This is a genomic window from Pseudomonas sp. LAIL14HWK12:I7 (assembly GCF_000483465.1).
GTDB lineage: Bacteria > Pseudomonadota > Gammaproteobacteria > Pseudomonadales > Pseudomonadaceae > Aquipseudomonas > Aquipseudomonas kermanshahensis.
This window is the reverse complement of record NZ_AXYZ01000009.1, coordinates 181218-206027: the sequence shown is the minus strand read 5'-3', so window position 1 is coordinate 206027 and position 24810 is coordinate 181218. Positions and strand designations below refer to the sequence as shown.

Genomic DNA, 24810 nt, shown 5'->3' with positions numbered 1-24810 from the left:
AATGGACGGGTGCCCAACATCTGTGGCGCAGCTCAGCTTTCTGTAGGAGCAGCCTTGTGCTGCGAAGAGGCCAGTAGCATCACCCCAGTTCTTCAGTGATGCCACTGGCCTCTTCGCAGCACAAGGCTGCTCCTACACGCTGACGGCCAACTGCCGGCCGCGCCAGCGGTCCAACCCCAGCAACACCAGCCCGATACCCCAGAACCCCGCCAACACCCCGAGGGCATTGAGCATCACCCGCCCATACCCGAGGCTCGCCACATCGATGAAGGGGTAGGCATACACGCCAATCTCACTGCCCCGCCACAGCGCATAGGCAAAGTACCCCGCCGGGTACAGCGCCCAGCCCGCCAGGTGCCACAGCCGCAAATGGCCCTTGGGCACCGCGAACCACCAGTACAGAACGAACAACGCCGGCATCACATCATGCAGCAACTCGTCTGCCAGCCATTGCCAGCCCTCGGGTTGCCACAAGTGGCGCAGCAGCACGCTGTAGGCCAACGCCACCAGCACGATGCTGGCCGCCACGGCGGAGCTGACCGAGGGCAACATAAAGAAGCGCCTGGCGCTGCCCTCCCGGCCAAACGCGGCATAGCTCAAAACCGTTGCTACCAGGGTGTTGGTCAGCACGGTGAAATAACCAAAGACGTTGACCAGGCCGCCAATCAGGCTGGCCTGCTCCTGCCAGCGCGCCAACAGCACCAGATAGACCTGCACCGCTAGGCCGAACCAACCGAGCACGGCGGCCAGGCTCAGCCACGGATGGCGCCGCACCTCAGGCCTTGCGCTGCAGCTTCACGTACAGCTGTTCGACCTTCTCCCGCGCCCAGGGCGTCTTGCGCAAGAAGGTCAGGCTCGACTTGATGGTCGGGTTGCTCTTGAAGCAACGCACATCGACGCGCTCGGCAAGGCCCTGCCATTCGTAGTGAGCCACCAGTTCGGTGAGGATCTGCTCCAGGGTCTTGCCGTGCAGCGCGTTGTGTTGGGCCGTGCTCATGCCAGTGCTCCAGCGTGGGAAAGGTGCGCACCTTACACGAGTGTAGTGGCCAGGGGACTCAGGTCGCTTGAAAAACCGCTGGCCAGAGGCGAAAGCCTTATGCTGAAATAGAAATGTTATATAGTAACAATACAAAAGCCTCTGCCAAGGAACGCCCCATCCCCATGCTGTACATCCCGCTCCGCCTCTCCCCCCTCGCCGTCGCGCTGTGGCTGGCCTCATCACCCAGCCAGGCCGTTGAACTCGAACTCCAGGTCATCACTGCCAACCCGCTGGGCAATCGCCAACTGGCCGCCCCGAGCACGGTCCTCGAAGGTGACAACCTGCTGCAACAGCAACACGGCAGCCTCGGTGAAACCCTGAACAAACAGCCAGGCGTCGCCTCTACCTGGTTCGGCCCTGGCGCCAGCCGCCCGGTAATCCGCGGCCTGGACGGCGACCGCATCCGCATCCTGCGCAACGGCGTCGGTGCACTGGATGCCTCGTCGCTGTCCTACGATCACGCCGTACCGCTCGACCCGGTGACCGTGGAGCGGGTCGAAATCGTCCGCGGGCCCGCTGCCCTGCTCTACGGCGGCAATGCCATTGGCGGTGTGGTCAATACCTTCGATAACCGCATCCCCGATGCGCCGATCGAAGGCATCCACGGGGCGGGTGAGCTGCGTTATGGCGGCGCCGACACCACCCGCAGCAGCGCCGGTAAACTGGAAGCCGGCAACGGCGCCTTCGCCCTGCACCTGGACGCCAACAGCCGCCAGTTCAACGATTTGCGCATCCCTGGTTACGCGCGCAGCTCTAAGGTGCGTGACGCCGACGAGCCGGGCAGCAAACACCGCCTGGAGAACAGCGACGGGCGTCAGGACGGGGGCGCCGTCGGCGGCTCTTACCAGTGGGACCATGGCTATGCCGGCCTGTCCTACAGCCGCTACGACAGCAACTACGGCTCGGTGGCCGAACCCGGCGTACGCTTGGACATGCAGCAAGACCACTACGCATTCGCCTCTGAACTGCGTGACCTCGAAGGCCCGTTCAGCTCGGTCAAGGTCGATGCCGGCTATACCGACTACGCGCACAGCGAAATCGAAGAAGGCGAGGTGCACACCACCTTCAAGAACAAGGGCTACGAGGCACGCATCGAGGCGCGCCATCAGCCACTCGGGCCGGTTGAAGGGGTGATCGGTGCCCAGGTCAGCCGTAACGAGTTCTCGGCACTGGGGGAGGAAGCGTTCGTCCCGCATACCGATACCGACAGCCTGGCGCTGTTCATGCTTGAGCAATGGCAGGCCACCGAGCGCCTGAACTTGAGCCTGGGCGCGCGTTTGGAGCACACCCGCGTCGACCCGGATGCCAAGGGCAACGAGACCTTTGCAGCGGCCGACAGCGCCAGCAGTTTCAATGCCTTCAGCCTGTCTTCCGGGGCGGTGTACCAGCTCGACCCGGTCTGGGCACTGGCCGCCAACCTTGGCTACACCGAGCGCGCCCCAACCTTCTATGAGCTGTATGCCAACGGTGCGCATGTGGCCACCGGGGCTTACGAGGTGGGCGATGCCAGCCTGAACAAGGAAAAGGCCATTTCCGGCGACTTGGCCCTGCGCTTCGACAACGGCACCCACAAAGGCAGCGTCGGGGTCTTCTACAGCCACTTTCGCAACTACATTGGCCTGATCGGCACAGGCAACCTGCGTGAGGGCCATGACCACGACCATGGCGAGGACGAGCATGACCACGATCATGATCACGACCATGACGGCTTCCCGGAATACCAGTATCAGGGCGTGCGGGCGCGCTTCTATGGCATCGAGGCGCAAGACCGCTGGCAACTGGTCGAGAACCGCTATGGCAGCTTCGCGCTGGAGCTGTCGGGCGACTACACCCGGGCCAAGAACCTCGACAGTGGCGAGCCATTGCCACGAATCGCACCGCTGCGGTTGAACAGCGGTCTGGTCTGGGCGCTGGACCGCTGGCAGGCGCGGGTCGATGTGCAGCATGCCGCGTCGCAACATCGCACACCGGCCAACGAAACCAGCACCGATGGCTACACCACGCTGGGCGCGAGTGTTGGCTATCGCTTCGACATCGGGCAAAGCGAGTGGCTGGCCTTCGTGCGGGGTGAAAACCTGACGGATCAGACGGTGCGCTATGCCAGTTCGATTCTGCGGGATATTGCGCCAGCGCCAGGGCGCAGTGTGGAAGTGGGGCTGCGTACGACGTTTTGAGCTGCCATCGGGGCGCCCTGCGCCCCCATTCGCGTGTAGGAGCAGCCTTGTGCTGCGAAGAGGCCTGAGCTAACACAGCAAATCTTCACTGATTTCACCGGCCTCTTCGTAGCACAAGGCTGCTCCTACAAACGGCACTGTTACCGGATCGACAACAATCAACTGCGACAATTTGTCTTTTTTTCTTACAACTTCCCCTATATCCTCCCCGCCGCAAGCTGAATCGCTTCATCGACTCCACCTTGTTGTCTACTCCATTGAAGGGCCCGCCCTTCGATGCCCTTGTCGTTTGTTCAATAATCAAAAGATAGCGCTATCTCATGTTCCAGCTGCCCAAAACCTGTTTCATCGGCCTTGCCCTCACCGCCTGTGCAACCCCTGCCAGCGCCAGCGAAATGTTCGCCAGCGATTCCCCGTGGATGCTGGGCGATTGGGGCGGCACCCGCAGTGAATTACTGGCAAAAGGTTACGACTTCACCCTCGGCTATACCGGCGAAATGGGCAGCAACCTGCACGGCGGCTTCGACCACGACCGTACCGCGCGCTATAGCGACCAGTTCACCTTCGGTAGCCACCTGGACCTGGAAAAGATCCTTGGCTGGAACGACACCGAATTTCAGCTGACCCTCACCGAGCGCCACGGCGACAACATCAGCAACGACCGCATCAACGACCCGCGTGTCGGCGGCTTCACCTCTGCCCAGGAAGTCTGGGGCCGCGGTGAAACCTGGCGGCTCACGCAACTGTGGGTCAAACAGAAGTACTTTGACGGCGCACTGGACGTCAAATTCGGCCGTTTCGGCGAAGGCGAAGACTTCAACAGCTTCCCCTGCGACTTCCAGAACCTGGCCTTCTGCGGCTCGCAGGTAGGCAACTGGGTTGGCAGCATCTGGTACAACTGGCCCGTCAGCCAATGGGCCCTGCGCGTGCGCTACAACCTCACCGACGCACTCTATGCCCAAGTCGGCGTGTACGAGCAAAACCCTTCCAACCTGGAATCGGGCAACGGTTTCAAGCTCAGTGGCAGCGGCACCCAGGGCGCCATCCTGCCGGTCGAACTGGTGTGGAGCCCACAGGTCAATGGCCTGAAAGGGGAATATCGCGCCGGCTACTACTACAGTAATGCCAAGGCACACGATGTGCTCGACGACAGCAACGGCCAGCCGGCTGCGCTCAGTGGCGCCGCCTACCGCAGCCGTTCGAGCAAGCACGGCATGTGGCTCGGCGCCCAGCAGCAGGTCACCTCGCTGGCGTCCGACCAGTCGCGTGGCCTGAGCCTGTTCGCCAACGCCACCTTGCACGACAAGAAGACCAATGCCATCGACAACTATGTTCAGGCAGGACTGGTATACAAAGGGCCCTTCGATGCCCGCGCCAAGGACGACATCGGCTTCGCCCTCGCCCGCGTGCACGTCAACCCGGCCTACCGCAAGAACGCCCGCCTGGCCAACCAGGCCGCCGGCCTCGACGACTACGACAACCCTGGCTTCCTGCCCGTGCAGGACACGGAGTACAGCGCCGAGCTGTACTACGGCATTCACTTGGCCGACTGGCTCACAGTGCGCCCCAACCTGCAGTACATCCGCCACCCGGGCGGGGTGTCGCAGGTTGACGATGCGCTGATCGGCGGCCTGAAGATCCAAAGCACTTTCTGAATCAACTTTTTGACATAACGGAGAACCTACGATGAGCACTGACGGTGCCAAGAATGGAACCCGCTGGCTACCGCGCCTTCTGGGCGTGCTGCTGTTGCTGATGGGTCTGGCCCTGCTGGCTGGCGGCATCAAGCTGAGCCAGCTGGGGGGGTCGCTGTATTACCTGATCGCCGGCATCGGCTTTGCCCTGTCCGGTATCCTGCTGCTGGCCCAGCGCCGCATCGCCCTCGGGCTGTACGGCCTGGTGCTGCTCGGCAGCACCGCCTGGGCATTGCTGGAAGTGGGCCTGGACTGGTGGCAACTGGTGCCGCGCCTGGCCATCTGGTTCGCCATTGGCGTGGTCCTGCTGCTGCCTTGGGCACGTCGCCCACTGATCGGCCCGGCCGCCAAGGCCAATACCGCGCTGCTCAGCGTCGCTGTGGTCGCCTCCGGTGCCTGCGCCCTGGGCAGCCAATTCACCCACCCGGGTGAAGTGTTCGGCGAACTGGGCCGCGAGAGCAGTGAGATGGCCAGCGCCGCGCCAGCCATGCCCGACGGCGAATGGCAGGCCTACGGCCGCACCGAGCATGGTGACCGCTATTCGCCGCTGCGCCAGATCACCCCGCAGAACGCCTACCGCCTGGAAGAAGCCTGGCGCATCCGTACCGGCGACCTGCCGACCGACAACGACCCGGTGGAGCTGACCAACCAGAACACCCCGCTGAAGGTCAACGGCATGCTCTACGCCTGCACCGCGCACAGCAAGCTGCTGGCCCTGGACCCGGACACCGGCGCCGAAATCTGGCGCTACGACCCGCAGGTCAAGAGCCCGGTCGGGACCTTCAAGGGCTTCGCCCACATGACCTGCCGCGGCGTCTCGTACTATGACGAGAACAACTACGTCAGCCGTGATGGCAGCCCAGCACCGAAAATCACCGATGCAGGCCAAGCCGTCGCCCAGGCCTGCCCGCGCCGCCTGTACCTGCCTACCGCCGACGCCCGCCTGATCGCCATCAACGCCGACAACGGCAAGGTCTGCGAAGGCTTCGCCAACCAGGGCGTGATCGACCTGACCACCGGCATCGGCCCGTTCACCGCCGGCGGCTACTACTCCACTTCGCCGGCGGCGATCACCCGTGATCTGGTGATCATCGGCGGCCATGTCACCGACAACGAGTCGACCAACGAGCCCTCCGGCGTCATCCGCGCCTACGACGTGCACGACGGCCACCTGGTGTGGAACTGGGACAGCAACAACCCGGACGACACCAAGCCTCTGGCACCCGGCAAGACCTACAGCCGCAACTCGGCAAACATGTGGTCGATCGCCAGCGTCGATGAAGACCTCGGCATGATCTACCTGCCGCTGGGCAACCAGACCCCAGACCAATGGGGCGCCGACCGCACGCCCGGCGCGGAAAAGTACAGCGCAGGTGTTGTCGCCCTCGACCTGACCACCGGCAAGGCCCGCTGGAACTACCAGTTCACCCACCACGACCTGTGGGACATGGACGTCGGCAGCCAGCCAACCCTGGTCCACCTGAAGACCGCCGATGGCGTGAAGCCGGCGATCATCGTGCCGACCAAGCAGGGCAGCCTGTATGTGCTGGACCGCCGCGACGGCACGCCGATCGTGCCGATCCGTGAAATCCCGACCCCGCAAGGCGCCGTGAAAGGTGACCACACCTCGCCGACCCAGGCCCGCTCCGACCTCAACCTGCTCGGCCCTGAGTTGACCGAACAGGCCATGTGGGGCGCCACACCGTTCGACCAGATGCTGTGCCGCATCCAGTTCCGCGAACTGCGTTACGAAGGCCAGTACACCCCGCCGTCCGAGCAGGGTTCGCTGATCTACCCAGGTAACGTCGGCGTGTTCAACTGGGGCAGCGTGTCGGTCGACCCGGTACGCCAGTTGCTGTTCACCTCGCCCAACTACATGGCCTTCGTGTCGAAGATGGTGCCGCGCGAGCAAGTGGCCGCCGGCAGCAAGCGCGAAAGCGAGACCAGCGGCGTGCAGCCCAACACCGGCGCACCGTACGCGGTGACCATGCACCCGTTCATGTCGCCGCTGGGCGTACCGTGCCAGGCGCCTGCCTGGGGCTATGTGGCGGCCATCGACCTGTTCACCAACAAAGTCGTGTGGAAGCACAAGAACGGCACCACCCGCGACAGCACACCTGTGCCAATCGGCCTGCCGGTAGGCGTGCCGAGCATGGGCGGTTCGATTGTTACCGCAGGCGGCGTCGGCTTCCTCAGCGGCACCCTGGACCAGTACCTGCGTGCCTACGACACCAACAACGGTAAAGAGCTGTGGAAAGCCCGCCTGCCGGCCGGTGGCCAGGCCACGCCGATGACCTACAGCGGCAAGGACGGCAAGCAGTACGTGCTGGTGACCGCTGGCGGCCACGGCTCGCTGGGCACCAAGATGGGTGATTACATCATCGCTTACAAACTCGCCGACTAAGCTTCTAGCGGCAAGCTACAAGCCACAAGAGAAAGCGGGGCCTGCAGGGCCCCGTTTTTTTTTGCAGCTTGCACCTTCTAACGCAAAGCTTGAAACCCATCCCCCCGCGCCCCATCTAAGCACCATAGTCATTCACGCAGGTGCCCCATGAGCAACCAGCAGGATTTCCCCGAACACCCCGACGAACACAGCGAAGTCGAGCACGCCGATACCCAGGCCACACCCGGCCACGCCCTCGCCCTGCCCGGCCAGCAACTGCCGGACAAGGTCTATGTGATCCCGATTCACAACCGCCCGTTCTTCCCGGCACAAGTGTTGCCCGTGATCGTCAACGAAGAGCCCTGGGCAGAAACCCTCGACCTGGTCGCCAAGTCACCCGACCACTGCCTGGCGCTGTTCTTCATGGACACCCCGCCCGAAGACCACCGCCATTTCGACACCTCCGCCCTGCCGGAGTACGGCACCCTGGTCAAGGTGCACCACGCCAGCCGTGAGAACGGCAAGCTGCAGTTCGTGGCCCAGGGCCTGACCCGGGTGCGCATCCGGACCTGGCTCAAGCACCATCGCCCGCCCTACCTGGTCGAGGTGGAATACCCGCGCCAACCCACCGAGCCTACCGACGAGGTCAAGGCCTACGGCATGGCGCTGATCAATGCGATCAAAGAGCTGCTGCCGCTCAACCCGCTGTACAGCGAAGAGCTGAAAAACTACCTCAACCGCTTCAGCCCCAACGACCCGTCACCGCTGACCGATTTTGCCGCGGCCCTTACGTCGGCCACCGGCAGCCAGTTGCAGGAAGTGCTCGACTGCGTGCCCATGCTCAAACGCATGGAAAAGGTCCTGCCGATGCTGCGCAAAGAGGTCGAGGTGGCGCGCCTGCAGAACGAGATCTCGGCCGAGGTCAACCGCCAGATCGGCGAGCACCAGCGCGAGTTCTTCCTCAAGGAGCAGCTCAAGGTCATCCAGCAGGAGCTGGGCCTGACCAAGGACGACCGCAGCGCCGACCTCGAACAGTTCGAGCAGCGCCTTGAGGGCAAGACCTTGCCCGCCCAGGCGCAGAAGCGCATCGACGAAGAAATGGGCAAGCTGGCGATCCTCGAGACCGGCTCGCCGGAATACGCCGTGACCCGCAACTACCTCGACTGGGCCACCGCCCTGCCGTGGGGCGTTTACGGCAAAGACAAGCTCGACCTCAAGCACGCGCGCAAGGTGCTCGACCAGCACCACGCCGGCCTTGATGACATCAAGGAACGCATCCTCGAATTCCTCGCCGTGGGCGCCTGGAAAGGCGAGATCAGCGGCTCGATCGTGCTGCTGGTGGGCCCGCCAGGTGTGGGCAAGACCAGTATTGGCAAGTCCATTGCCGAATCGCTCGGCAGGCCGTTCTACCGCTTCAGCGTCGGCGGCATGCGCGACGAAGCGGAAATCAAGGGCCACCGCCGCACCTACATCGGCGCCCAACCGGGCAAGCTGGTGCAGGCGCTGAAAGACGTCGAAGTGATGAACCCGGTGATCATGCTCGACGAAATCGACAAGATGGGCCAGAGCTACCAGGGTGACCCGGCTTCCGCGCTGCTGGAAACCCTCGACCCCGAGCAGAACGTCGACTTCCTCGACCACTACCTGGACCTGCGCCTGGACCTGTCCAAGGTGCTGTTCGTCTGCACCGCCAACACGCTCGACTCGATCCCCGGGCCGTTGCTCGACCGCATGGAAGTGATCCGCCTCTCCGGCTACATCACCGAAGAAAAGCTGGCCATCGCCAAGCGCCACCTGTGGCCCAAGCAGCTGGACAAGGCCGGCGTGGCCAAGACCAGCCTGAGCATCACTGACAGCGCGCTGCGCACCGTGATCGAGGGCTATGCCCGTGAGGCCGGCGTGCGGCAGTTGGAGAAGCAACTGGGCAAACTGGTGCGCAAAGCCGTGGTCAAGTTGCTGGAGGACCCGGATGCCAAGCTCAAGATTGGCAGCAAAGACCTGGAGGCCGCGCTCGGCATGCCGGTATTCCGCAGCGAGCAGGTGCTGGCCGGCAAAGGCGTGATAACGGGTTTGGCTTGGACCAGCATGGGCGGCGCCACGCTGCCGATCGAGGCCACCCGCATTCATACCCTCAGCCGCGGCTTCAAGCTGACCGGCAAACTAGGGGATGTGATGAAAGAGTCCGCCGAGATCGCTTATAGCTACGTCAGCTCCAACCTCAAACAATTTGGCGGTGACCCAGGCTACTTCAACGAGGCGTTCATCCACCTGCACGTGCCCGAGGGTGCTACGCCCAAGGATGGCCCAAGCGCGGGGGTGACCATGGCCAGCGCGCTGCTGTCACTGGCGCGGGACCAGGCGCCGAAAAAGGGCGTGGCCATGACCGGTGAACTGACCCTGACCGGCCAGGTGCTGCCCATTGGCGGGGTGCGTGAGAAGGTGATTGCCGCCAAGCGGCAGAAGATCTTCGAGCTGATCCTGCCCGAGGCCAACCGCGGCGACTTCGAAGAATTGCCAGACTACCTGCGTGAAGGGCTGACGGTGCATTTTGCCAAGCGCTTTGCCGACGTGGCCAAAGTGCTGTTCTGATCAGTCCTGGCCTGTTTGCGGCATTCGCCGTGAACAGGCCTGTACCGGTGGCACAAATTTGCACGTGCTTCGGTTATCCTCAGGTCATCGCCAGCCTACGGAGCCAACATGACCGCCCCTCGTCTGCTCGTTCCTCTGAGCCTTACCCTGCTTGCAGCCTGCGCCCAGCACCCCCTGCAAACCGTCGAACTGGACGCCGAAAGCGAATGCCCCCAGCGTCTGAAGGTGGGCCAGGCACTGACCCTGACCCTTCCAGGAAACCCCTCAACCGGCTACCGCTGGCGCATTGAGAACCCTGCCGCGAGCATCCTGAAAAGCCTCGGCCCCGAGGTCTACAGTGCCCCCGATGACACCGACGTGGTCGGCAGTGCCGGCTCCTCCACCTGGCGCTACCTTGCCAGCAGTGCTGGAGAAGCCCAACTGGTGCTGGTGTATCAACGCCCTTGGGAGGCTGAAGTAGCACCGGTGCAGAGCTTCGAGTGCAAGGTCATCGTCCGCTGACCGCGCTTAACGCCTGTCGCTGGCAACCTTGACTGCCTGCTGGTACGTGCAATGGCCCCGAAGCACTGCCATGGCAAGATGCTCCGCCTTTGGCTAAAATGCGTCTCCGTTTCACCCCGTATCGAGCCCGCAGTGAGCAAACAACCCGACCGCCTCTTCGCCCAACCTCTGGAGCAGGTACCCGACTTCGCCTTCAACGAAGACGTGGTGCGCGTGTTCCCGGACATGATCAAGCGTTCGGTGCCAGGCTACCCGACCATCGTCGAAAACCTCGGCGTGCTGGCCGCACGCTTCGCCCAGCCGAACAGTACGCTGTACGACCTGGGTGCCTCACTGGGCGCTGTCACCCAGTCGTTGCGCCGTCATGTACGCAGCGACGGTTGCCGAGTCATCGCCGTGGACAACTCCGCTGCGATGGTCGAGCGCTGCCGCCAGTACCTCACCGCGCAGGACTCGATGTTCCAGGAGCTGCTGCCGGTCAACGTGCTGGAAGCCGACATCCTCGCCCTGCCCTTCGAGCCGGCCTCGGTAGTGGCGATGAACTTCACCCTGCAATTCATCGCACCCGACCAACGCCTTGAGTTGCTCGGCCGTATCCGCCAGGCCCTGCTGCCGGGCGGCGCGCTGATCCTCTCGGAAAAACTGCGTTTCGCCGACGATGACGAGCAAAACCTGCTGAATGAACTGCACCTGGACTTCAAACGGGCCAACGGCTACAGCGAACTGGAAATTGCCCAGAAGCGCAGTGCCATCGAGAACGTGATGAAGCCCGACACCCTGGATGCGCACAAGGCGCGCCTGCGCGCTGCGGGTTTCTCCAAGGTCGTGCCGTGGTTCCAATGCCTCAACTTCGCCTCGTTGATAGCCCTGCCATGATCGATCTGTCTCCTCTGGTCCTCCGCCTGGCGGGCACCCCCCTGGCTTCCTGGTCGCAAGGCCTGCAAGCGCAACTGGAAGCCAAGCTGGAAAAAGGCCACGGCGACCTCGATCGCTGGCGCGGCGCGCTGGATGCGCTTCCCGCCCTGCAACCCAGCGAAATCGACCTGGTCAACGGATTGCGCCTGGATTGCGACTGCGACGACGCCACCCGCGCGCAAATGCGTGAGGCGCTGATGGGCTTGTCGCCCTGGCGCAAAGGGCCGTTCGACCTGTTCGGCGTGCACGTGGACACCGAATGGCGCTCGGACTGGAAGTGGTCGCGGGTCAGCCCGCACCTGGACCTCAAGGGCAAGCGCGTGCTCGATGTCGGCTGCGGCAACGGTTATTACCAATGGCGCATGCTCGGTGCCGGTGCCGATATGGTGGTCGGGGTCGACCCCAACTGGCTGTTCTTCTGCCAGTTCCAGGCCGTGCAGCAGTACTTGCCCGAGCTGCCAGCCTGGCACTTGCCGTTCGCCCTGGAAGATTTGCCGGCCAACCTTGAAGGCTTCGACACGGTGTTCTCCATGGGCGTGTTCTACCACCGCCGCTCCCCCATAGAGCACCTGCTGGCGCTCAAGGATTGCCTGGTCAAAGGCGGCGAGCTGGTGCTGGAGACGCTGGTGGTCGAAGGCGACGAGCAACAGGTGCTGGTCCCAGAAGACCGCTACGCACAAATGCGCAACGTCTGGTACCTGCCCTCGGTACCCGCTCTGGAGCGCTGGTTGCGCCGTGCCGGTTTCAGCGATGTACGCTGCGTCGATGTCAGCGTCACCAGCATCGAAGAACAGCGCAGCACTGACTGGATGCGCTACCAGTCGCTGAGCGACTTCCTCGACCCCAATGACCAAAGCCTGACCGTCGAAGGCCTGCCCGCGCCACGGCGCGCAACGATCGTGGCGCGCAAGTAGCGCCTAGTTGAAGACCTTCGCCATCTCCCGGGAATGTTCGCGTATCCCTGCCCACTGGGCGAGAAACTGCCTGAAGTAGTAAATGAACACCGCCAGTTGCTGGCGGGTGTTCATCTTGCCCAAGTGGCCTGCCGCGCTTTCCAGGTACGCCTCGATGGTTTGCCAGGCCGTGTGCAGGTGACCCGCCGCAAGCACCACATCCCACAGGTCGAGCTCCAGCTGGCCCATGTTGGAGTACAGCTTCTGTACGCGCCCCTCCACCCGACGAAACTCGCTCAACTGCTGGCTGACGGCGCTGCGCCGATGCTCCAGGCGGCGGAGTTCGGCGCGCGCTGACTTGGCTTTGGAGCCATAGATCGAATTGCCGATCAACGCGCCGAAGGGGCCACCGATCCAGCCGAGCGAGGATTGCCTGGAGTAACGCTCGTACTCACTGCGCACCGCCTTGATGTCCTCATCCAGGCTGGCCAGCTCCCAGGCCAGGTTTTCGCCATCCGGCGCCTGTGAAAAGCGCGCTGCCGCTCGGCACTTCTCCACCACTTCCGGGCGTAGCTTGAAACGCGCCTCGTCGCGAAAGCGCTCGAAGCCTATCCGCACTTGATCGAGCTGCAGGTCGAAATCGTCGATCAGCGCATGCAAGCTCATCAGCCGGTCAGCCATCGAACTGATCAACGTGCGGTCATGCTCATCGAGCGTTACATCGGGCGCCTCGCGCAGGCTGTCCCACGAAGGTCGATTGGGCCCCAGCGCACGTGTGCGCGCGACCAGTTGCACGACCTCGGCACCGCAAGCCTCGACCTGGCTGGCGTGCGCATCGAGCTGAAGGGTGACCGCCTGAGTGCTGCGCTCCAGATGGCTCCAGCTTTGCCCGTGCGTGCGCAACCGCTTGAACATGGCGAGCATACGCTCAGGCGTCAACTCTGGCTCGGCAATGCTGGTGTAGCCAAGCCAGCGCAAGGTCTGCGTGCGATCGCCCGGCAGCGCCAGCATGCGCTGGCTGTAGTCGCTGAGGGTCTGGCGTGATTCACGGGTCAGGATCAGGCCCGCCCGGCCCTGTCCGTCACGGTCGTCCATGGCGCCAATCAAGGCGCCAGGCAGGACAATCGCCTTTTGTTGCTGCTCTTGGAAACTCAATGTCCGGGGATTCATTGTTTCGACTCTTATCCACTTGGATATGGCGCAGCCGACCGCGCCCGATGAGCACGGTCGGCCTAAGCCGTTACAGCCCGCGACGGTGCTGCTCGAGCAGTTGTCGCTGATAGGCCAGCAGTTGCTTGAAGGTGTCGTCCAGGGCTTGCACCTGCGCAACGTTGCTGGGGGCCGCAGTGCCTATTCGCGGCGCGAAGTTGGCCAGGGCCTGGCGCACGACATTGATGCCGGCGTCCCACTCGGAGCGTTGCTCGTGCAAACGCGGCATCGTTAGCAGTGCCGCCAGTTGCGCGCTCACCACCTGCTGACGCTGATCGAGTTCGCGCACTTGCCGCGCCAGGTTCGCCACCCGCTCGCGGGCAGCCCGCCGTTCTTGCTGCAACTGGGCGTAGCGCATGCCTTCGACGACATCGCCGAGCAGGGTTTGCAGCTGCTCCACCGCCGTGTTCATGGCGTCGGCTATCGCTGCGGCTTCAGCGCCAGGCACGGCCAGTTTGGCCAGGTCTTGCGCCGAAGGTACGACACCGCCGAAGCGGGTCTGCAAGCCCTGGGCCTCCAGGGTGGCAATGGCCTGCTCGATCGCCGACTGGTTGTGCTTCTCGCGATCATGCTCGGCGCTTACCTGGGTGTGCAGGTTGGCCTGATCCTGCTGTTGCTTGAGCAGCCGCTGTTCGTCGCGGGCCCACGCCAGCGCTGCCAGGGTGGCCAGCGCCTGCTGTTCCTTGCCCAGGTGGGCCACCTGGGTGTCCAGCAGAGACTTCACCGTGTTGGCGACTTCTCCAGCAATTGCCAGCACCTCCTCATCGTCGCCATCCTCCAGGGCGTCGAGGATATCGCGCAGTGGATCGTTGGAGATCTCCGCGACAACGCGCTGGGCGTTGCGCGCCATCACCTCGGCGCAGTTGATGAACAGCTTCATGTGGCGCTCCAGCGACTCGTGGATCACCGGCTGAAATTTCAACTCGCCGCGCTGCCAGGCTTCGGTGAAGCTTTGCGTTGCAGCAAATACATTGCCCAATTCAGGCGGATTGGCGCGGGTATGCAGCACACTGATATTGTCGTTCATGGTCATTCACCTGTTAGTGGGCCGAAGCGGCGTCGTCGAAAATGCGGGTCAGTTGCAGGGAGGTCTTTTCGATCTGGTTCCACTGCGCCAGGAACTGCCGGAAATAAATGACAAACCTGGCCAAGGCGCGGTTGTCGGAGATCTGTTCGAGCTTGCCGATCGACGCGTCGATGTACGCACCGACGATTTCCCAGGCGGTCTGCAGGTGGGACGCCGCAGTCACCACGTCCTGCAAGCGGGTATCGAGCTCGTCGACGAAGGTCGCCATCTCTTCCATGCGGCCTTCCAAATTCACCCGTACGCGCAGTTGCTCACTGGTAGCACGCCGCTCTGCCTGGCGACGCTTGCGCTCCTTGCGAACCTTCTCGGCCTTGCTCCCGTAGATGCCGCCGGTGATCACCGCGCCGATCGGCCCTGCGGCCAGGCCGCTGAGCGCCTGCTTGACGTACTGGTCATACTCTTTGCTCAAGGCACCGATCTCGTCGTCCAGCTCCTTGAGCTTCACGCGCAGGCGCTCCACCTCACCATCACCCTTGGTGCGCTCGACCGCTTGCCCCTTCTGTTTCACCGCCGGGATCAGCTTGAAGCGCGCGGCATCGCGGAACGTCTCGGTTTCGCCGCGCACGGTGGCGACCCGCACCGCGTAGCGCTGCACATCCTCCTGAAGGATCTGCAGGTAATCGACCAGCGACGAAACCGCCCGCTGGTCGGCACGGTCCAGTTTCACCGGTGTACCCAGCACGACCTTGTCCCACGCCTTGATGTCGGAGCCCAACGCGCGAATCTGCCGGCACTCATCGACGATTGTTTCCCCGGCAGCGTTGATCGACGCGGCCGTGGAGGCCAGTTCGCTGGCGAGCTTCTTGTTGCTGTCGGAAAGCGGCCCCCAACTGCGCGCATGGCCACGCAACGCATCGAACAGCGTGGTCATGCCGGCGGGGGCCAGTTCGGGTTCGTCGATCTGCGTGTAGCCCAGCCAGCGCTGCAGGTTGTCGGGGGTCGACGGCAGGCCGAAGACAAAATTGACATACCGATTGAGGGTGATGATGTGCTCGCGGCTGAGGGTCAGCCCGCCTTCATCCTCACCATCGCGCTCGGCCATGGCCTGGATCAGCTTGGCCGGTGTCTTTGCCGCATCCGCCTGTAGCTGATCGTACTCAGCCGTTTGTGTACTCATGGTCGTGTCTCCTCGAGTCAAGCCCTGGGAAGGCTTGGTCCGACCACGCTAAGGCAGCGACAGGAGGCACAGCAGCGGGCAGTTTTTCCGCCATTTGCAGCGGTGCACCGGGCGTTGCGCCTGGCACACGTAAAACAGGCGCCCACCTGGGGCGCCAAACGAACCGTCGTTGCGGGAGCACGCAAAGGCGGAGGTCGAAGTCAGTCCCTGGCCTAATGCCAGTCAGTTAGGGCTTAGGGGACCGCTGCGCGGTCCATCGCAGGCAAGCCAGCTCCTACAGGAATAGCGTAGTTATTGTGAATCTCGCTCACCTGTAGGAGCTGGCTTGTCGGGGCGCCGAACCGCTGCGATGGGCTGCACAGCAGCCCCAATTACAGCCGATGACGCTTAACTGACTGGTATTAGTCTTTGACCAGTTTTTCGGTGGCTTGCTGGGTTTTGCGCTGGCGTTCCGCCAGCGCCTGGTCCGGCTGGCCATGCAGGCGTTGCTGGTCTTCGCGGAACGCCTCCCAGAACTGCCGCGAGCGTTCTGCGCCGCCCTCCGCCAGCGCGCTGGTGCTGCCCAGCGCCAGTAGCACCCACAATACATACCGAGTCAGGTTCATCAGGGTTACCTCATCGAGTGGTTCAGATGAGGCCATCCTGGGGCACGCCAGCTAACACCAAGGTGAGGCGGACATTACAGTCCTGCAAGCTGGGCGGCAGCTGTCCGGCACATGGCGACATGATTACAAATCTGTTATCCAGCGATGCGCGGGCCCGCATGGCGTAACATTCCGGCGCTTGACCCTGTTCCCACTACAGGGCCGAGAATCGCCGTCTTTCATTCAACCGAGCCCTACCATGCGTCTACTGATCATCGAGGACGAACTGCGCACCGCCGATTACCTGCAGCAGGGGCTGCGTGAGAACGGCTACGTGGTCGACTGCGCCCACACCGGCATCGACGGCCTGCACCTGGCCCGTCAACAGGCCTACGACCTGGTGATCCTCGACGTCAATTTGCCCGAGCTGGACGGCTGGAGCGTGCTCCAGCGGCTGCGCGCCGAATCCGCCACGCGGATCATGATGCTCACCGCCCACGGTCGCCTGGCAGACCGGGTCAAGGGCCTCGACTTGGGCGCCGATGACTACCTGCTCAAGCCGTTCGAATTCCCCGAGCTGCTGGCGCGCATCCGCAGCCTGCTGCGGCGCAATGAGCAGCCGCTGCAACCCACCACCCTGCGGGTCGCCGACCTCGAACTCGACCCAGGCCGGCATCGGGCCTGGCGCGGCGCCAAGCGCATCGACCTGACCGCCAAGGAGTTTTCCCTGCTGCACCTGCTAATGCGCCAGAGCGGCGAAGTGCTGTCGCGCACGCAAATCATCTCGCTGGTCTGGGACATGAATTTCGACTGTGACACCAATGTGGTCGAGGTTTCCATCCGGCGCCTGCGGGCGAAGATCGACGACCCCTTCGAAGACAAGCTGATCCATACCCTGCGCGGCGTCGGCTATGTGCTCGAGGCGCGCCATTGAAGACTGCCAGCCTGTCGTTGCGCCTAGGCCTGAGCGTGACCCTGCTGGGCGCCCTGCTGGTGCTGCTGCTGGCCTGCCTGGCGGTGTTGGCGCTCGATCACGAGCTCGACAGCCGCGCGCGCAAGGACCTCGCGCGCAAGATGTTGCAGGTGGAACATAACCTGCGTGTCGACCTGCGCAGCGAGGACCTGGGCAGCCGCGCCCACCCCCTGCTCGACCTGGTCATGGGGCACGACAACCTCAGCCTCAGCGTGCTCGCGCTCGAGGGCCGCCACCCGCACCTGCTCAGCCTAGGCCCAGCCCTGGAGTCGAGCGTGGGCGCGCTGGCGACCGGCGCCCGGCTGACGTTTCACGAATGGCACGACAGCCGCGGTAACCAAATGCTGACCGCGACACGCCAGATGCGCTTGCGCGACGAAACACCAGTACGGGTGATGATGACGCTCGACCGCGCCGACGACAACGCCCTGCTCCAGGCCTACCTGCACTCGACCCTGATCGCCCTGCCCTTGCTGTTGATACTGATCGGCATCGGCGCCTGGAAGCTGGTGCAACGCAGCCTGAAACCCTTGCGCCATTTTCGCCGGGTGGCCGGCCAGGTTTCGGCCCAGGACCTCAGCCACCGCCTGCCCGACACTGGCCTGCCACAAGAGCTGGGCGAGCTGGCCAGGGCCATCAACGTGATGCTCGACCGGCTCGACCAAGGCGTGCAACAGTTGTCGCAGTTTTCCGACGACCTTGCCCATGAGTTACGCACGCCGCTAAGCAACCTGATGGGCAAGGCCCAGGTCACCCTCAGCCGCGAGCGCGACAACGCCAACTACCGGGAAGTGCTGGAGGACAGCATCGAAGAGCTCACCCGGCTCAACCGCATCATCAACGACATGCTGTTTCTCGCCCAGGTTAGCCAGCCTCAGGCGCAGGTGGCGCTCAAGCCCCTGGCGCTTGCCGATGAGGCTGCACAGGTGGTGGAGCTGTTTGCCATCAGCGCGGAGCTCAAGGACATCGAGCTTCACCTTCAGGGCTGGGGCACGGCCTTGGGTGATCGGCTGATGTTCCAGCGTGCGTTGTCGAACCTGTTGAGCAATGCCATTCGGCATGCGCCGGTAGGCACGCGCATCGACCTCGGTATCGAGCGCCACGCAAGCGATGTCAGGGTCTGGGTGGAAAATGAGGGCGTAGGGATTGGCGCAGAGCATCAGCCGCAGTTGTTCGAGCGTTTCTATCGCGTGGGCGCCGGGCGCTCTCGGCTTGAGGGGGGCACCGGGTTGGGGCTGGCGATCGTGAAGTCGATCATGCAGTTGCATGGTGGGCGGGTCGAGGTGATGAGCAGCCCGGCAGGGCCGACCCGGTTTACCCTGGTGTTCAGAGCCGAGTGACCGGCTGCTGGTAACGGCCTTATCGCCGGCAAGCCGGCTCCCACATGAACTGCGTAGGCTTCAAGGCTAGCGCTGTACCTGTGGGAGCTGGCTTGCCGGCGATGAGGCCAGTTCCGTCAACCTGCGATCAGCGCGAAGCCGCCACGATCAACGCCTTCATCTCCGCCACCGCAGCCTTGAAGCCGACGAACAGCGCATGGGCCACCAACGCGTGGCCGATGTTCAGCTCATTGATACCCTTGATCGCCGCGACTGACTCGACGTTGTGGTAATGCAGGCCATGCCCGGCATTGACGATCAGCCCTTGGCCCACCCCGAACGCAACACCGTCCGCAATGCGCTTGAGCTCTTCAGCGACTTCAGTCGGCGTCTGTGCATCGGCGTAACGGCCGGTGTGCAGCTCGATGGCCGGCGCGCCTACGCGATGCGACGCTTCGATCTGCCGCTCGTCGGCGTCGATGAACAGCGACACTTCGGCACCGGTGCGGGCCAGGCGCTCGACTGCTGCCTTGATCCGTGCCTCTTGCCCCGCCACGTCCAGGCCGCCTTCGGTGGTCAGCTCCTGACGGGTCTCGGGCACCAGGCAGATGTGCGCCGGGCGGATCTTCTCGGCGAAGGCCATCATCTCTTCGGTGACGCCCATTTCGAAGTTCATGCGGGTCTGCAGTACATCCTTGAGCACCACCACATCACGCTCCTGAATGTGCCGGCGGTCTTCGCGCAGGTGCACGGTGATGCCGTCGGCACCCGCCTCTTCGGCATCCAGGGCAGCCTTGACCGGATCAGGGTAACGCGTGCCCCGGGCCTGGCGCAGTGTCGCCACGTGGTCGATATTTACGCCGAGAAGCATGCGGTTGCTGTGAGTCACGAAAGGCTCTCCTGAAGATTGAGCCCCACAGCATACGACGTGATCAGCGCTTGCGAAACAGTTCCCGGCTGACCAGGGGTTTGGCACCCAGGTGAACGGCCAGTGCCTGACGCATCAACCGCTTGGCTGCGAGCAGCGCCCCCGGGGCTTCCCAGTCGGCTTGCGCCAGGGCCAACAGCTCGCCCCCCAGGAACAACCCGGGCTGCAGCAACTCGACCCGCTCAAGCCCGGCATCCACGCGCAAGCGGTAGCGGCCATCGGCGGCGATCGGCAAGTCGTTCACGTCATGCTGCAACGAAAACGCATAACCGAGCTCGTCCAGCAGGCGCCATTCGAAAGAACGCAACAACGGCTCCAGGGGGCGCCCGGCGGCAAGCGCCTGCAATGTCAGGGTGTAGTGCTCGAACAGCGCAGGGTGAGGGGCTTCGGCGGGCAGCAAACGCATGAGCAGCTCGTTGAGGTACAACCCGCTGAACAGCGCATCGCCGTGCAACCAGGCGGCGATGCCAAGTGTCTCCAGGCGGCCGACATTCTTCAGCTCGCCGCGCCCGCGCAGCTCCACTTCCAGCGGCACGAACGGCCGCACCAGGCTGCCACCTTTGCCCCGCGCACGGCGCAACACGGCCCGCACACGGCCTTGCGGCGTGAGGAAGTCCACCAGTGCGCTGGTTTCCTTGTAGGCACGACTGTGCAGCACATAGGCCGGCTGGCCGACAGGTTGTTCCATGGCAATCACTTGTCCCAAGGCCAATCGGGCCGCTATGCGGCCCATCGCCGGCAAGCCGGCTCCTACAGGGCTCGGTAGCGCTGCGGTTGTGTGGGAGCCGGCTTGCCGGCGATGGGCTGCAAGGCAGCCCCAAGCCCATACAGCAGGGGTTACAGGTCGCCGTAGCCCAGCGAGCGCAGGGCGCGCTCATCGTCGGACCAACCGCCTTTGACCTTGACCCAGAGGTTGAGCATGACCTTGGCGTCGAACAGCACTTCCATGTCCTTGCGCGCGTCGGAGCCAATGCGTTTGATACGCTCGCCCTTGTCACCGATGATGATCTTCTTCTGGCCATCGCGTTCGACCAGGATCAGCGCATGGATGTGCAACACGTGCCCTTGCTGCTTGAACTCTTCGATCTCTACGGTGATCTGGTACGGCAGCTCCGCACCCAACTGGCGCATGATCTTCTCGCGCACCAGTTCAGCGGCCAGGAAACGGCTGCTGCGGTCGGTGATCTGGTCTTCCGGGAAGAAGTGCTCGTTCTCCGGCAAGTGCTTGGCGATCAGGCCTTCCAGCGCTTCGAGGTTATGCCCCTGTTGCGCGGAGATCGGTACCACTTCCGCGTTCGGCAGTTGCTCCTGCAGCCATTGCAGGTGCGGAATCAGGTCGGCTTTTTCTTCCAGGCGGTCGGTCTTGTTGACCGCCAGGATGACCGGGCCGCTGACGTACTGGACGCGCTCGAGCACCAACTGGTCCTCGTCGGTCCAGCGGGTACGGTCAACCACGAAGATCACCACGTCGACGTCTTTCAGGGCGGCCGAAGCGTTACGGTTCATGTAACGGTTCAGGGCCTTGTCGTTGGCCTTGTGCATACCCGGCGTGTCGACGTAGATCGCCTGCACATCACCCTCGGTCTTGATGCCGAGCATGTTGTGGCGGGTGGTCTGCGGCTTGCGCGAGGTGATCGCCAGCTTCTGCCCGAGGATGTGGTTGAGCAAGGTCGACTTGCCCACGTTGGGGCGGCCGACAATGGCCACGTAGCCGCAGCGAGTCGGGTTGTTATCAGTCATTGCCATTCTCCACGCCCAGGGCGATCAATGCAGCCGCAGCGGCGACTTGCTCAGCGATACGCCGGCTCACACCCTGACCACGGCTCTTGTTGTTCAGCAGCACCACTTCGCATTCGACGAAGAAGGTACGGCAGTGCGGTTCGCCCTGGATATCCACCACCTCGTAGCGCGGCAGCTCACAGCTGCGCGACTGCAAGAACTCTTGCAGGCGGGTCTTGGGGTCCTTGTTGGTATCGACCAGGGTCAGGCTTTCGAATTCATCGGCCAGCCAGGCCAGGATACGCTCCCGGGCGGTCTGCATGTCCGCGTCCAGGTAGATGGCGCCAATCAGCGCCTCCAGGGCATCGGCCAGGATCGATTCGCGGCGGAAACCGCCGCTTTTCAGCTCACCCGAACCCAGGCGCAGGTACTCGCCCAGATCAAAGCCTCGCGCCAGGCGGGCCAGGGTCTCACCCTTGACCAGACGCGCACGCAAGCGCGACAACTGGCCTTCACGGGCCTGCGGGAAGCGCTCGAACAGCGCCTCACCGGCCACGAAGTTGAGAATGGCGTCGCCCAGAAACTCCAGGCGCTCGTTATTGCGCCCGGCGTAGCTGCGATGGGTCAGGGCCAGAAGCATCTGGTCCTGGTTCTTGAAGGTGTAACCGAGCTTTCGCTCCAGTGCGGCGAGGGAAGCACTCATGCGGCCACCCGTTCGTTGTTCAACGCGTTGTTCAAATCAACATCCTGAAAGACTGTTTGGCTGTGGCCCGCCGCTGTACGCGGCGAAACTCTCGATCCCTGAGAACACAGCCTATGTCAGAAATGCATTCGGCGCTGTCTGCTGGACAGCGCCGAAGGGTATCAATGGATCAGGCCGACCCGCGACAGGTTGGGCATATGGCTGAGCTTGGGCTCTGGCCAGCTCATCCAGACCGCGAAGGCCTTGCCGACAATGTTCCGGTCCGGAACCATGCCGTGCAGTTCCTTGGGAATGTTCGGGTCATCCCAGTAACGGCTATCGTTGGAGTTGTCGCGGTTGTCGCCCATCATGAAGTAATGGCCAGCCGGTACGGTCCATTGCTGGTCCGGCGGCATGCGGTAACGGCTCATCTCCTTGCGGATCAGGTGTTCGGCCTCGCCCAGCTTCTCTTTGTACAGCTCGGCGCTGCCCAAGGTGCCCGGTTCGGTGCCCACCAGTTGTTCGGCAATGGGTTGGCCATTGACGTACAGCCGCTTGTCGTTGGTGTAGCGGATCTGGTCGCCCGGCAGGCCAACGACACGCTTGATGTAGTTGACGTTCGGGTCGCTCGGATAGCGGAACACCATCACATCGCCGCGTTGCGGGTCACCCACCTCGATGACCTTCTTGTCGATCACCGGCAGGCGAATGCCATAGGAGAACTTGTTCACCAGGATGAAGTCGCCCACTTCCAGGGTCGGTTTCATCGACCCCGAAGGGATCTGGAACGGCTCGACCAAAAACGAGCGCAGTACCAGCACGATGAACAGCACCGGGAAGAACGACTTGCCGTATTCGACCAGCAGCGGCTCCTTGTTCAGGCGCTCGACCACCGCCATCTCGGGCGGATTGACGCGCCCCTGATAGTTGGCGATTGCCGCTCGCCGGCGCGGGGCCAGGAACAGCAGGTCGATCAAGCCCAACAGGCCGCAGACAGCTACGGCGATGACTAGCAACAGCGGGAAATTTAGCGACATAGGACCTAGCTATCCAACCTGAGCACAGCAAGGAAGGCCTCTTGTGGAATCTCCACGTTGCCCACTTGCTTCATGCGTTTCTTACCGGCCTTCTGCTTCTCCAGCAGTTTCTTCTTACGGCTGACGTCACCACCGTAGCACTTGGCCAGTACGTTCTTTCTGAGCGCCTTGACGGTTGTCCGCGCGATGATCTGGCCGCCGATAGCTGCCTGGATCGCCACATCGAACATCTGCCGAGGGATCAGTTCCTTCATCTTCTCGGTCAACGCACGGCCTTTGTAGGCCGCGTTGTCGCGGTGCACGATCAACGCCAGGGCATCGACCTTGTCGCCGTTGATCAGTACATCCAGTTTGACCAGGTTGGCCGACTGGTAGCGATCGAAATGATAGTCCAGCGAAGCGTAACCGCGACTGGTCGACTTAAGGCGGTCGAAGAAGTCCAGTACCACCTCGTTCATCGGCATGTCGTAACGCACCTGAACCTGGCTGCCGAGGAACTGCATGTCGCGCTGAACGCCACGTTTCTCGATGCACAGGGTGATGACGTTACCCAGGTGCTCCTGCGGCACCAGGATGGTCGCGGTGACGATCGGCTCGCGGAAGTCGGTGACGGCCGAAACATCCGGCAGCTTCGACGGGTTGTCGACGATGATGGTTTCGCCGGTTTTCAGTTCGAGCTCGTAGATCACGCTAGGCGCAGTGGTGATCAAGTCCAGGTCGTACTCACGCTCCAGGCGCTCCTGGATGATCTCCATGTGCAGCATGCCCAAGAAGCCGCAACGGAAACCGAAGCCCAGAGCGTCGGAGCTTTCCGGCATGTACTGGAGCGAGGAGTCGTTGAGCGTCAGCTTCTGCAGCGCGTCGCGGAAGTCCTCGAAATCGTCCGAGCTGACCGGGAACAGGCCGGCGTAGACCTGTGGCTGGATCTTCTTGAAGCCCGCCAGCACTTCGACTTCCGGGGTCGAGGACAGGGTCAGGGTGTCACCGACCGGTGCACCGTGAATGTCTTTGATGCTGGCAATGATGAAGCCCACTTCACCGGCCTTGAGGTCGACGGTCTGGGTGTGTTTCGGGGTGAAGACGCCGACGCTGTCGACCAGGTGCACCTTGCCGGTGGACTTGACCAGGATCTTGTCGCCTTTCTTGACGCGACCCTGGCGCACGCGCACCAGCGAGACAACGCCCAGGTAGTTGTCGAACCAGGAGTCGATGATCAGCGCCTGCAGCGGCGCGTCGATCTCGCCTTCCGGCGCGGGGATGGTGTGCACCAGGCGCTCGAGCACCTCGTCGACACCCATGCCGCTCTTGGCACTGCACGCCACGGCGTCGGTAGCGTCGATGCCGATGATCTTCTCGATCTCGTCCTTGACGCGGTCCGGGTCAGCCTGGGGCAGGTCCATCTTGTTCAACACCGGCATGACCTCGAGGCCTTGCTCGATGGCGGTGTAGCAGTTGGCCACGGACTGGGCTTCGACGCCTTGACCGGCGTCCACCACCAACAGTGCGCCTTCACACGCGGCCAGCGAGCGCGAGACTTCATAGGTGAAGTCGACGTGGCCGGGGGTGTCGATGAAGTTCAGCTGGTAGGTCTTGCCGTCTTGCGCCTTGTAATGAAGCGTGACGCTGTGGGCCTTGATGGTGATCCCGCGTTCGCGCTCCAGGTCCATGGAGTCGAGGACCTGGGCTTCCATTTCGCGCGCAGACAGGCCACCGCACATCTGGATGAAACGGTCGGCCAGCGTCGACTTGCCATGGTCGATGTGGGCGATGATGGAGAAATTGCGGATATGACTCAAATCACTCACGGGTCAACACTCGAAAAGGCTGCGAGCCGGGACGCCCGCCGAAAAATAGCCGGGAATTGTACCTCAAGCAGCAGGGATATGGGAGATTCCTGATCGGCTGTCTGTGCCGACAGTGTCGCTGGCAAGCCGCTTCGTAACGCCGCAGCGCCGTACCTGAAAGCT

At 63.2% G+C, this 24810-nt stretch carries 21 protein-coding genes; 9 read left to right on the top strand and 12 right to left on the bottom strand.

Features of this window, described 5'->3' with window-relative positions; genetic code table 11:
- Positions 1–132: 132 nt before the first annotated feature.
- Both D886_RS0112000 and D886_RS0111995 read right to left on the bottom strand, forming a co-directional pair.
- Positions 133–774 (bottom strand): Pr6Pr family membrane protein, encoded by a 642-nt coding sequence (locus D886_RS0112000; protein ID WP_027594166.1) that lies wholly within the window; start codon positions 772–774, stop codon positions 133–135.
- Position 775: 1 nt separating this feature from the next.
- A complete protein-coding gene (locus D886_RS0111995) occupies positions 776–997 on the bottom strand; it encodes a VF530 family DNA-binding protein (RefSeq protein ID WP_027594165.1) in 222 nt (73 codons plus the stop codon).
- Positions 998–1161: 164 nt separating this feature from the next.
- Between D886_RS0111995 and D886_RS0111990 the strand changes: the two genes are divergently transcribed.
- The 7 genes from D886_RS0111990 (at position 1162) to cmoB (ending at position 12209) form a co-directional block, all read left to right on the top strand.
- On the top strand, positions 1162–3213 hold the full coding sequence (locus D886_RS0111990) for a TonB-dependent receptor (protein ID WP_027594164.1): 2052 nt from the start codon (positions 1162–1164) through the stop codon (positions 3211–3213).
- Between the two features lie 320 nt (positions 3214–3533).
- On the top strand, positions 3534–4868 hold the full coding sequence (locus tag D886_RS0111985) for a carbohydrate porin (protein ID WP_027594163.1): 1335 nt from the start codon (positions 3534–3536) through the stop codon (positions 4866–4868).
- Positions 4869–4899: 31 nt separating this feature from the next.
- Positions 4900–7311, top strand: a complete 2412-nt coding sequence (locus D886_RS0111980; protein ID WP_027594162.1) for a glucose/quinate/shikimate family membrane-bound PQQ-dependent dehydrogenase — start codon at positions 4900–4902, stop codon at positions 7309–7311.
- 147 nt (positions 7312–7458) lie between these two features.
- Complete coding sequence (gene lon / locus D886_RS0111975; RefSeq protein ID WP_027594161.1) at positions 7459–9879, top strand: endopeptidase La; 2421 nt, start codon at positions 7459–7461, stop codon at positions 9877–9879.
- Positions 9880–9987: 108 nt separating this feature from the next.
- Entirely contained in the window at positions 9988–10380 is a 393-nt protein-coding gene (locus tag D886_RS0111970) for a protease inhibitor I42 family protein (protein WP_027594160.1), read from the top strand.
- Positions 10381–10512: 132 nt separating this feature from the next.
- On the top strand, positions 10513–11256 hold the full coding sequence (cmoA, locus tag D886_RS0111965) for a carboxy-S-adenosyl-L-methionine synthase CmoA (RefSeq protein WP_027594159.1): 744 nt from the start codon (positions 10513–10515) through the stop codon (positions 11254–11256).
- Positions 11253–12209, top strand: a complete 957-nt coding sequence (gene cmoB / locus D886_RS0111960; protein ID WP_027594158.1) for a tRNA 5-methoxyuridine(34)/uridine 5-oxyacetic acid(34) synthase CmoB — start codon at positions 11253–11255, stop codon at positions 12207–12209. The genes cmoA and cmoB overlap by 4 nt, the downstream gene beginning before the upstream one ends.
- Positions 12210–12212: 3 nt before the next feature.
- On the opposite strand, the gene D886_RS27450 is transcribed toward cmoB, so the two are convergent.
- The 4 genes from D886_RS27450 to D886_RS0111935 form a co-directional block, all read right to left on the bottom strand.
- Positions 12213–13358, bottom strand: a complete 1146-nt coding sequence (locus D886_RS27450) for an alpha-xenorhabdolysin family binary toxin subunit A (RefSeq protein WP_155951418.1) — start codon at positions 13356–13358, stop codon at positions 12213–12215.
- Between the two features lie 70 nt (positions 13359–13428).
- Entirely contained in the window at positions 13429–14424 is a 996-nt protein-coding gene (locus D886_RS0111945) for an alpha-xenorhabdolysin family binary toxin subunit B (RefSeq protein WP_027594156.1), read from the bottom strand.
- Positions 14425–14437: 13 nt separating this feature from the next.
- Complete coding sequence (locus D886_RS0111940) at positions 14438–15601, bottom strand: alpha-xenorhabdolysin family binary toxin subunit A (RefSeq protein WP_027594155.1); 1164 nt, start codon at positions 15599–15601, stop codon at positions 14438–14440.
- Positions 15602–16002: 401 nt separating this feature from the next.
- Positions 16003–16206 carry a hypothetical protein gene (locus tag D886_RS0111935; RefSeq protein WP_027594154.1) on the bottom strand — a complete coding sequence of 68 codons (204 nt, stop codon included), beginning with the start codon at positions 16204–16206 and terminating at the stop codon, positions 16003–16005.
- A 238-nt stretch (positions 16207–16444) separates the two neighbouring features.
- Between D886_RS0111935 and D886_RS0111930 the strand changes: the two genes are divergently transcribed.
- Both D886_RS0111930 and D886_RS0111925 read left to right on the top strand, forming a co-directional pair.
- Positions 16445–17119, top strand: a complete 675-nt coding sequence (locus D886_RS0111930; protein WP_027594153.1) for a heavy metal response regulator transcription factor — start codon at positions 16445–16447, stop codon at positions 17117–17119.
- Positions 17116–18498, top strand: coding sequence for a heavy metal sensor histidine kinase (locus D886_RS0111925; protein WP_027594152.1), 1383 nt, complete (start codon positions 17116–17118; stop codon positions 18496–18498). Before D886_RS0111930 ends, D886_RS0111925 begins: the two co-directional genes overlap by 4 nt.
- A gap of 127 nt (positions 18499–18625) precedes the next feature.
- Here D886_RS0111925 and pdxJ read toward each other — a convergent pair whose 3' ends face one another.
- The 6 genes from pdxJ to lepA all read right to left on the bottom strand — a co-directional run bounded on the left by pdxJ (position 18626) and on the right by lepA (position 24648).
- Positions 18626–19348 (bottom strand): pyridoxine 5'-phosphate synthase, encoded by a 723-nt coding sequence (gene pdxJ / locus D886_RS0111920; RefSeq protein WP_371097686.1) that lies wholly within the window; start codon positions 19346–19348, stop codon positions 18626–18628.
- A 61-nt stretch (positions 19349–19409) separates the two neighbouring features.
- Entirely contained in the window at positions 19410–20093 is a 684-nt protein-coding gene (gene recO, locus D886_RS0111915) for a DNA repair protein RecO (protein ID WP_027594150.1), read from the bottom strand.
- A gap of 149 nt (positions 20094–20242) precedes the next feature.
- Positions 20243–21145, bottom strand: coding sequence for a GTPase Era (gene era, locus D886_RS0111910; RefSeq protein WP_027594149.1), 903 nt, complete (start codon positions 21143–21145; stop codon positions 20243–20245).
- A complete protein-coding gene (gene rnc / locus D886_RS0111905; RefSeq protein ID WP_027594148.1) occupies positions 21138–21827 on the bottom strand; it encodes a ribonuclease III in 690 nt (229 codons plus the stop codon). The genes era and rnc overlap by 8 nt, the downstream gene beginning before the upstream one ends.
- Before the next feature lie 161 nt (positions 21828–21988).
- Positions 21989–22843: a signal peptidase I gene (gene lepB / locus D886_RS0111900; RefSeq protein ID WP_027594147.1), complete on the bottom strand. Its 855-nt coding sequence runs from the start codon at positions 22841–22843 to the stop codon at positions 21989–21991.
- A gap of 5 nt (positions 22844–22848) precedes the next feature.
- Positions 22849–24648, bottom strand: coding sequence for a translation elongation factor 4 (lepA, locus tag D886_RS0111895; RefSeq protein WP_027594146.1), 1800 nt, complete (start codon positions 24646–24648; stop codon positions 22849–22851).
- Between the last annotated feature and the right edge of the window lie 162 nt (positions 24649–24810).

Bases quoted from the DNA above. Each gene is read 5' to 3' on its own strand.
- era (WP_027594149.1), bottom strand. From the start codon at position 21,145: ATGACTGATAACAACCCGACTCGCTGCGGCTACGTGGCCATTGTCGGC.
- lepB (WP_027594147.1), bottom strand. From the start codon at position 22,843: ATGTCGCTAAATTTCCCGCTGTTGCTAGTCATCGCCGTAGCTGTCTGC.
- D886_RS0111995 (WP_027594165.1), bottom strand. From the start codon at position 997: ATGAGCACGGCCCAACACAACGCGCTGCACGGCAAGACCCTGGAGCAG.
- D886_RS0111930 (WP_027594153.1), top strand. From the start codon at position 16,445: ATGCGTCTACTGATCATCGAGGACGAACTGCGCACCGCCGATTACCTG.
- D886_RS0111985 (WP_027594163.1), top strand. From the start codon at position 3,534: ATGTTCCAGCTGCCCAAAACCTGTTTCATCGGCCTTGCCCTCACCGCC.
- D886_RS0111940 (WP_027594155.1), bottom strand. From the start codon at position 15,601: ATGAGTACACAAACGGCTGAGTACGATCAGCTACAGGCGGATGCGGCA.
- D886_RS0111990 (WP_027594164.1), top strand. From the start codon at position 1,162: ATGCTGTACATCCCGCTCCGCCTCTCCCCCCTCGCCGTCGCGCTGTGG.
- pdxJ (WP_371097686.1), bottom strand. From the start codon at position 19,348: ATGCTTCTCGGCGTAAATATCGACCACGTGGCGACACTGCGCCAGGCC.
- D886_RS0111980 (WP_027594162.1), top strand. From the start codon at position 4,900: ATGAGCACTGACGGTGCCAAGAATGGAACCCGCTGGCTACCGCGCCTT.
- D886_RS27450 (WP_155951418.1), bottom strand. From the start codon at position 13,358: ATGAATCCCCGGACATTGAGTTTCCAAGAGCAGCAACAAAAGGCGATT.
- D886_RS0111945 (WP_027594156.1), bottom strand. From the start codon at position 14,424: ATGAACGACAATATCAGTGTGCTGCATACCCGCGCCAATCCGCCTGAA.
- recO (WP_027594150.1), bottom strand. From the start codon at position 20,093: ATGGAACAACCTGTCGGCCAGCCGGCCTATGTGCTGCACAGTCGTGCC.
- rnc (WP_027594148.1), bottom strand. From the start codon at position 21,827: ATGAGTGCTTCCCTCGCCGCACTGGAGCGAAAGCTCGGTTACACCTTC.
- cmoB (WP_027594158.1), top strand. From the start codon at position 11,253: ATGATCGATCTGTCTCCTCTGGTCCTCCGCCTGGCGGGCACCCCCCTG.
- lon (WP_027594161.1), top strand. From the start codon at position 7,459: ATGAGCAACCAGCAGGATTTCCCCGAACACCCCGACGAACACAGCGAA.
- D886_RS0111935 (WP_027594154.1), bottom strand. From the start codon at position 16,206: ATGAACCTGACTCGGTATGTATTGTGGGTGCTACTGGCGCTGGGCAGC.
- D886_RS0111970 (WP_027594160.1), top strand. From the start codon at position 9,988: ATGACCGCCCCTCGTCTGCTCGTTCCTCTGAGCCTTACCCTGCTTGCA.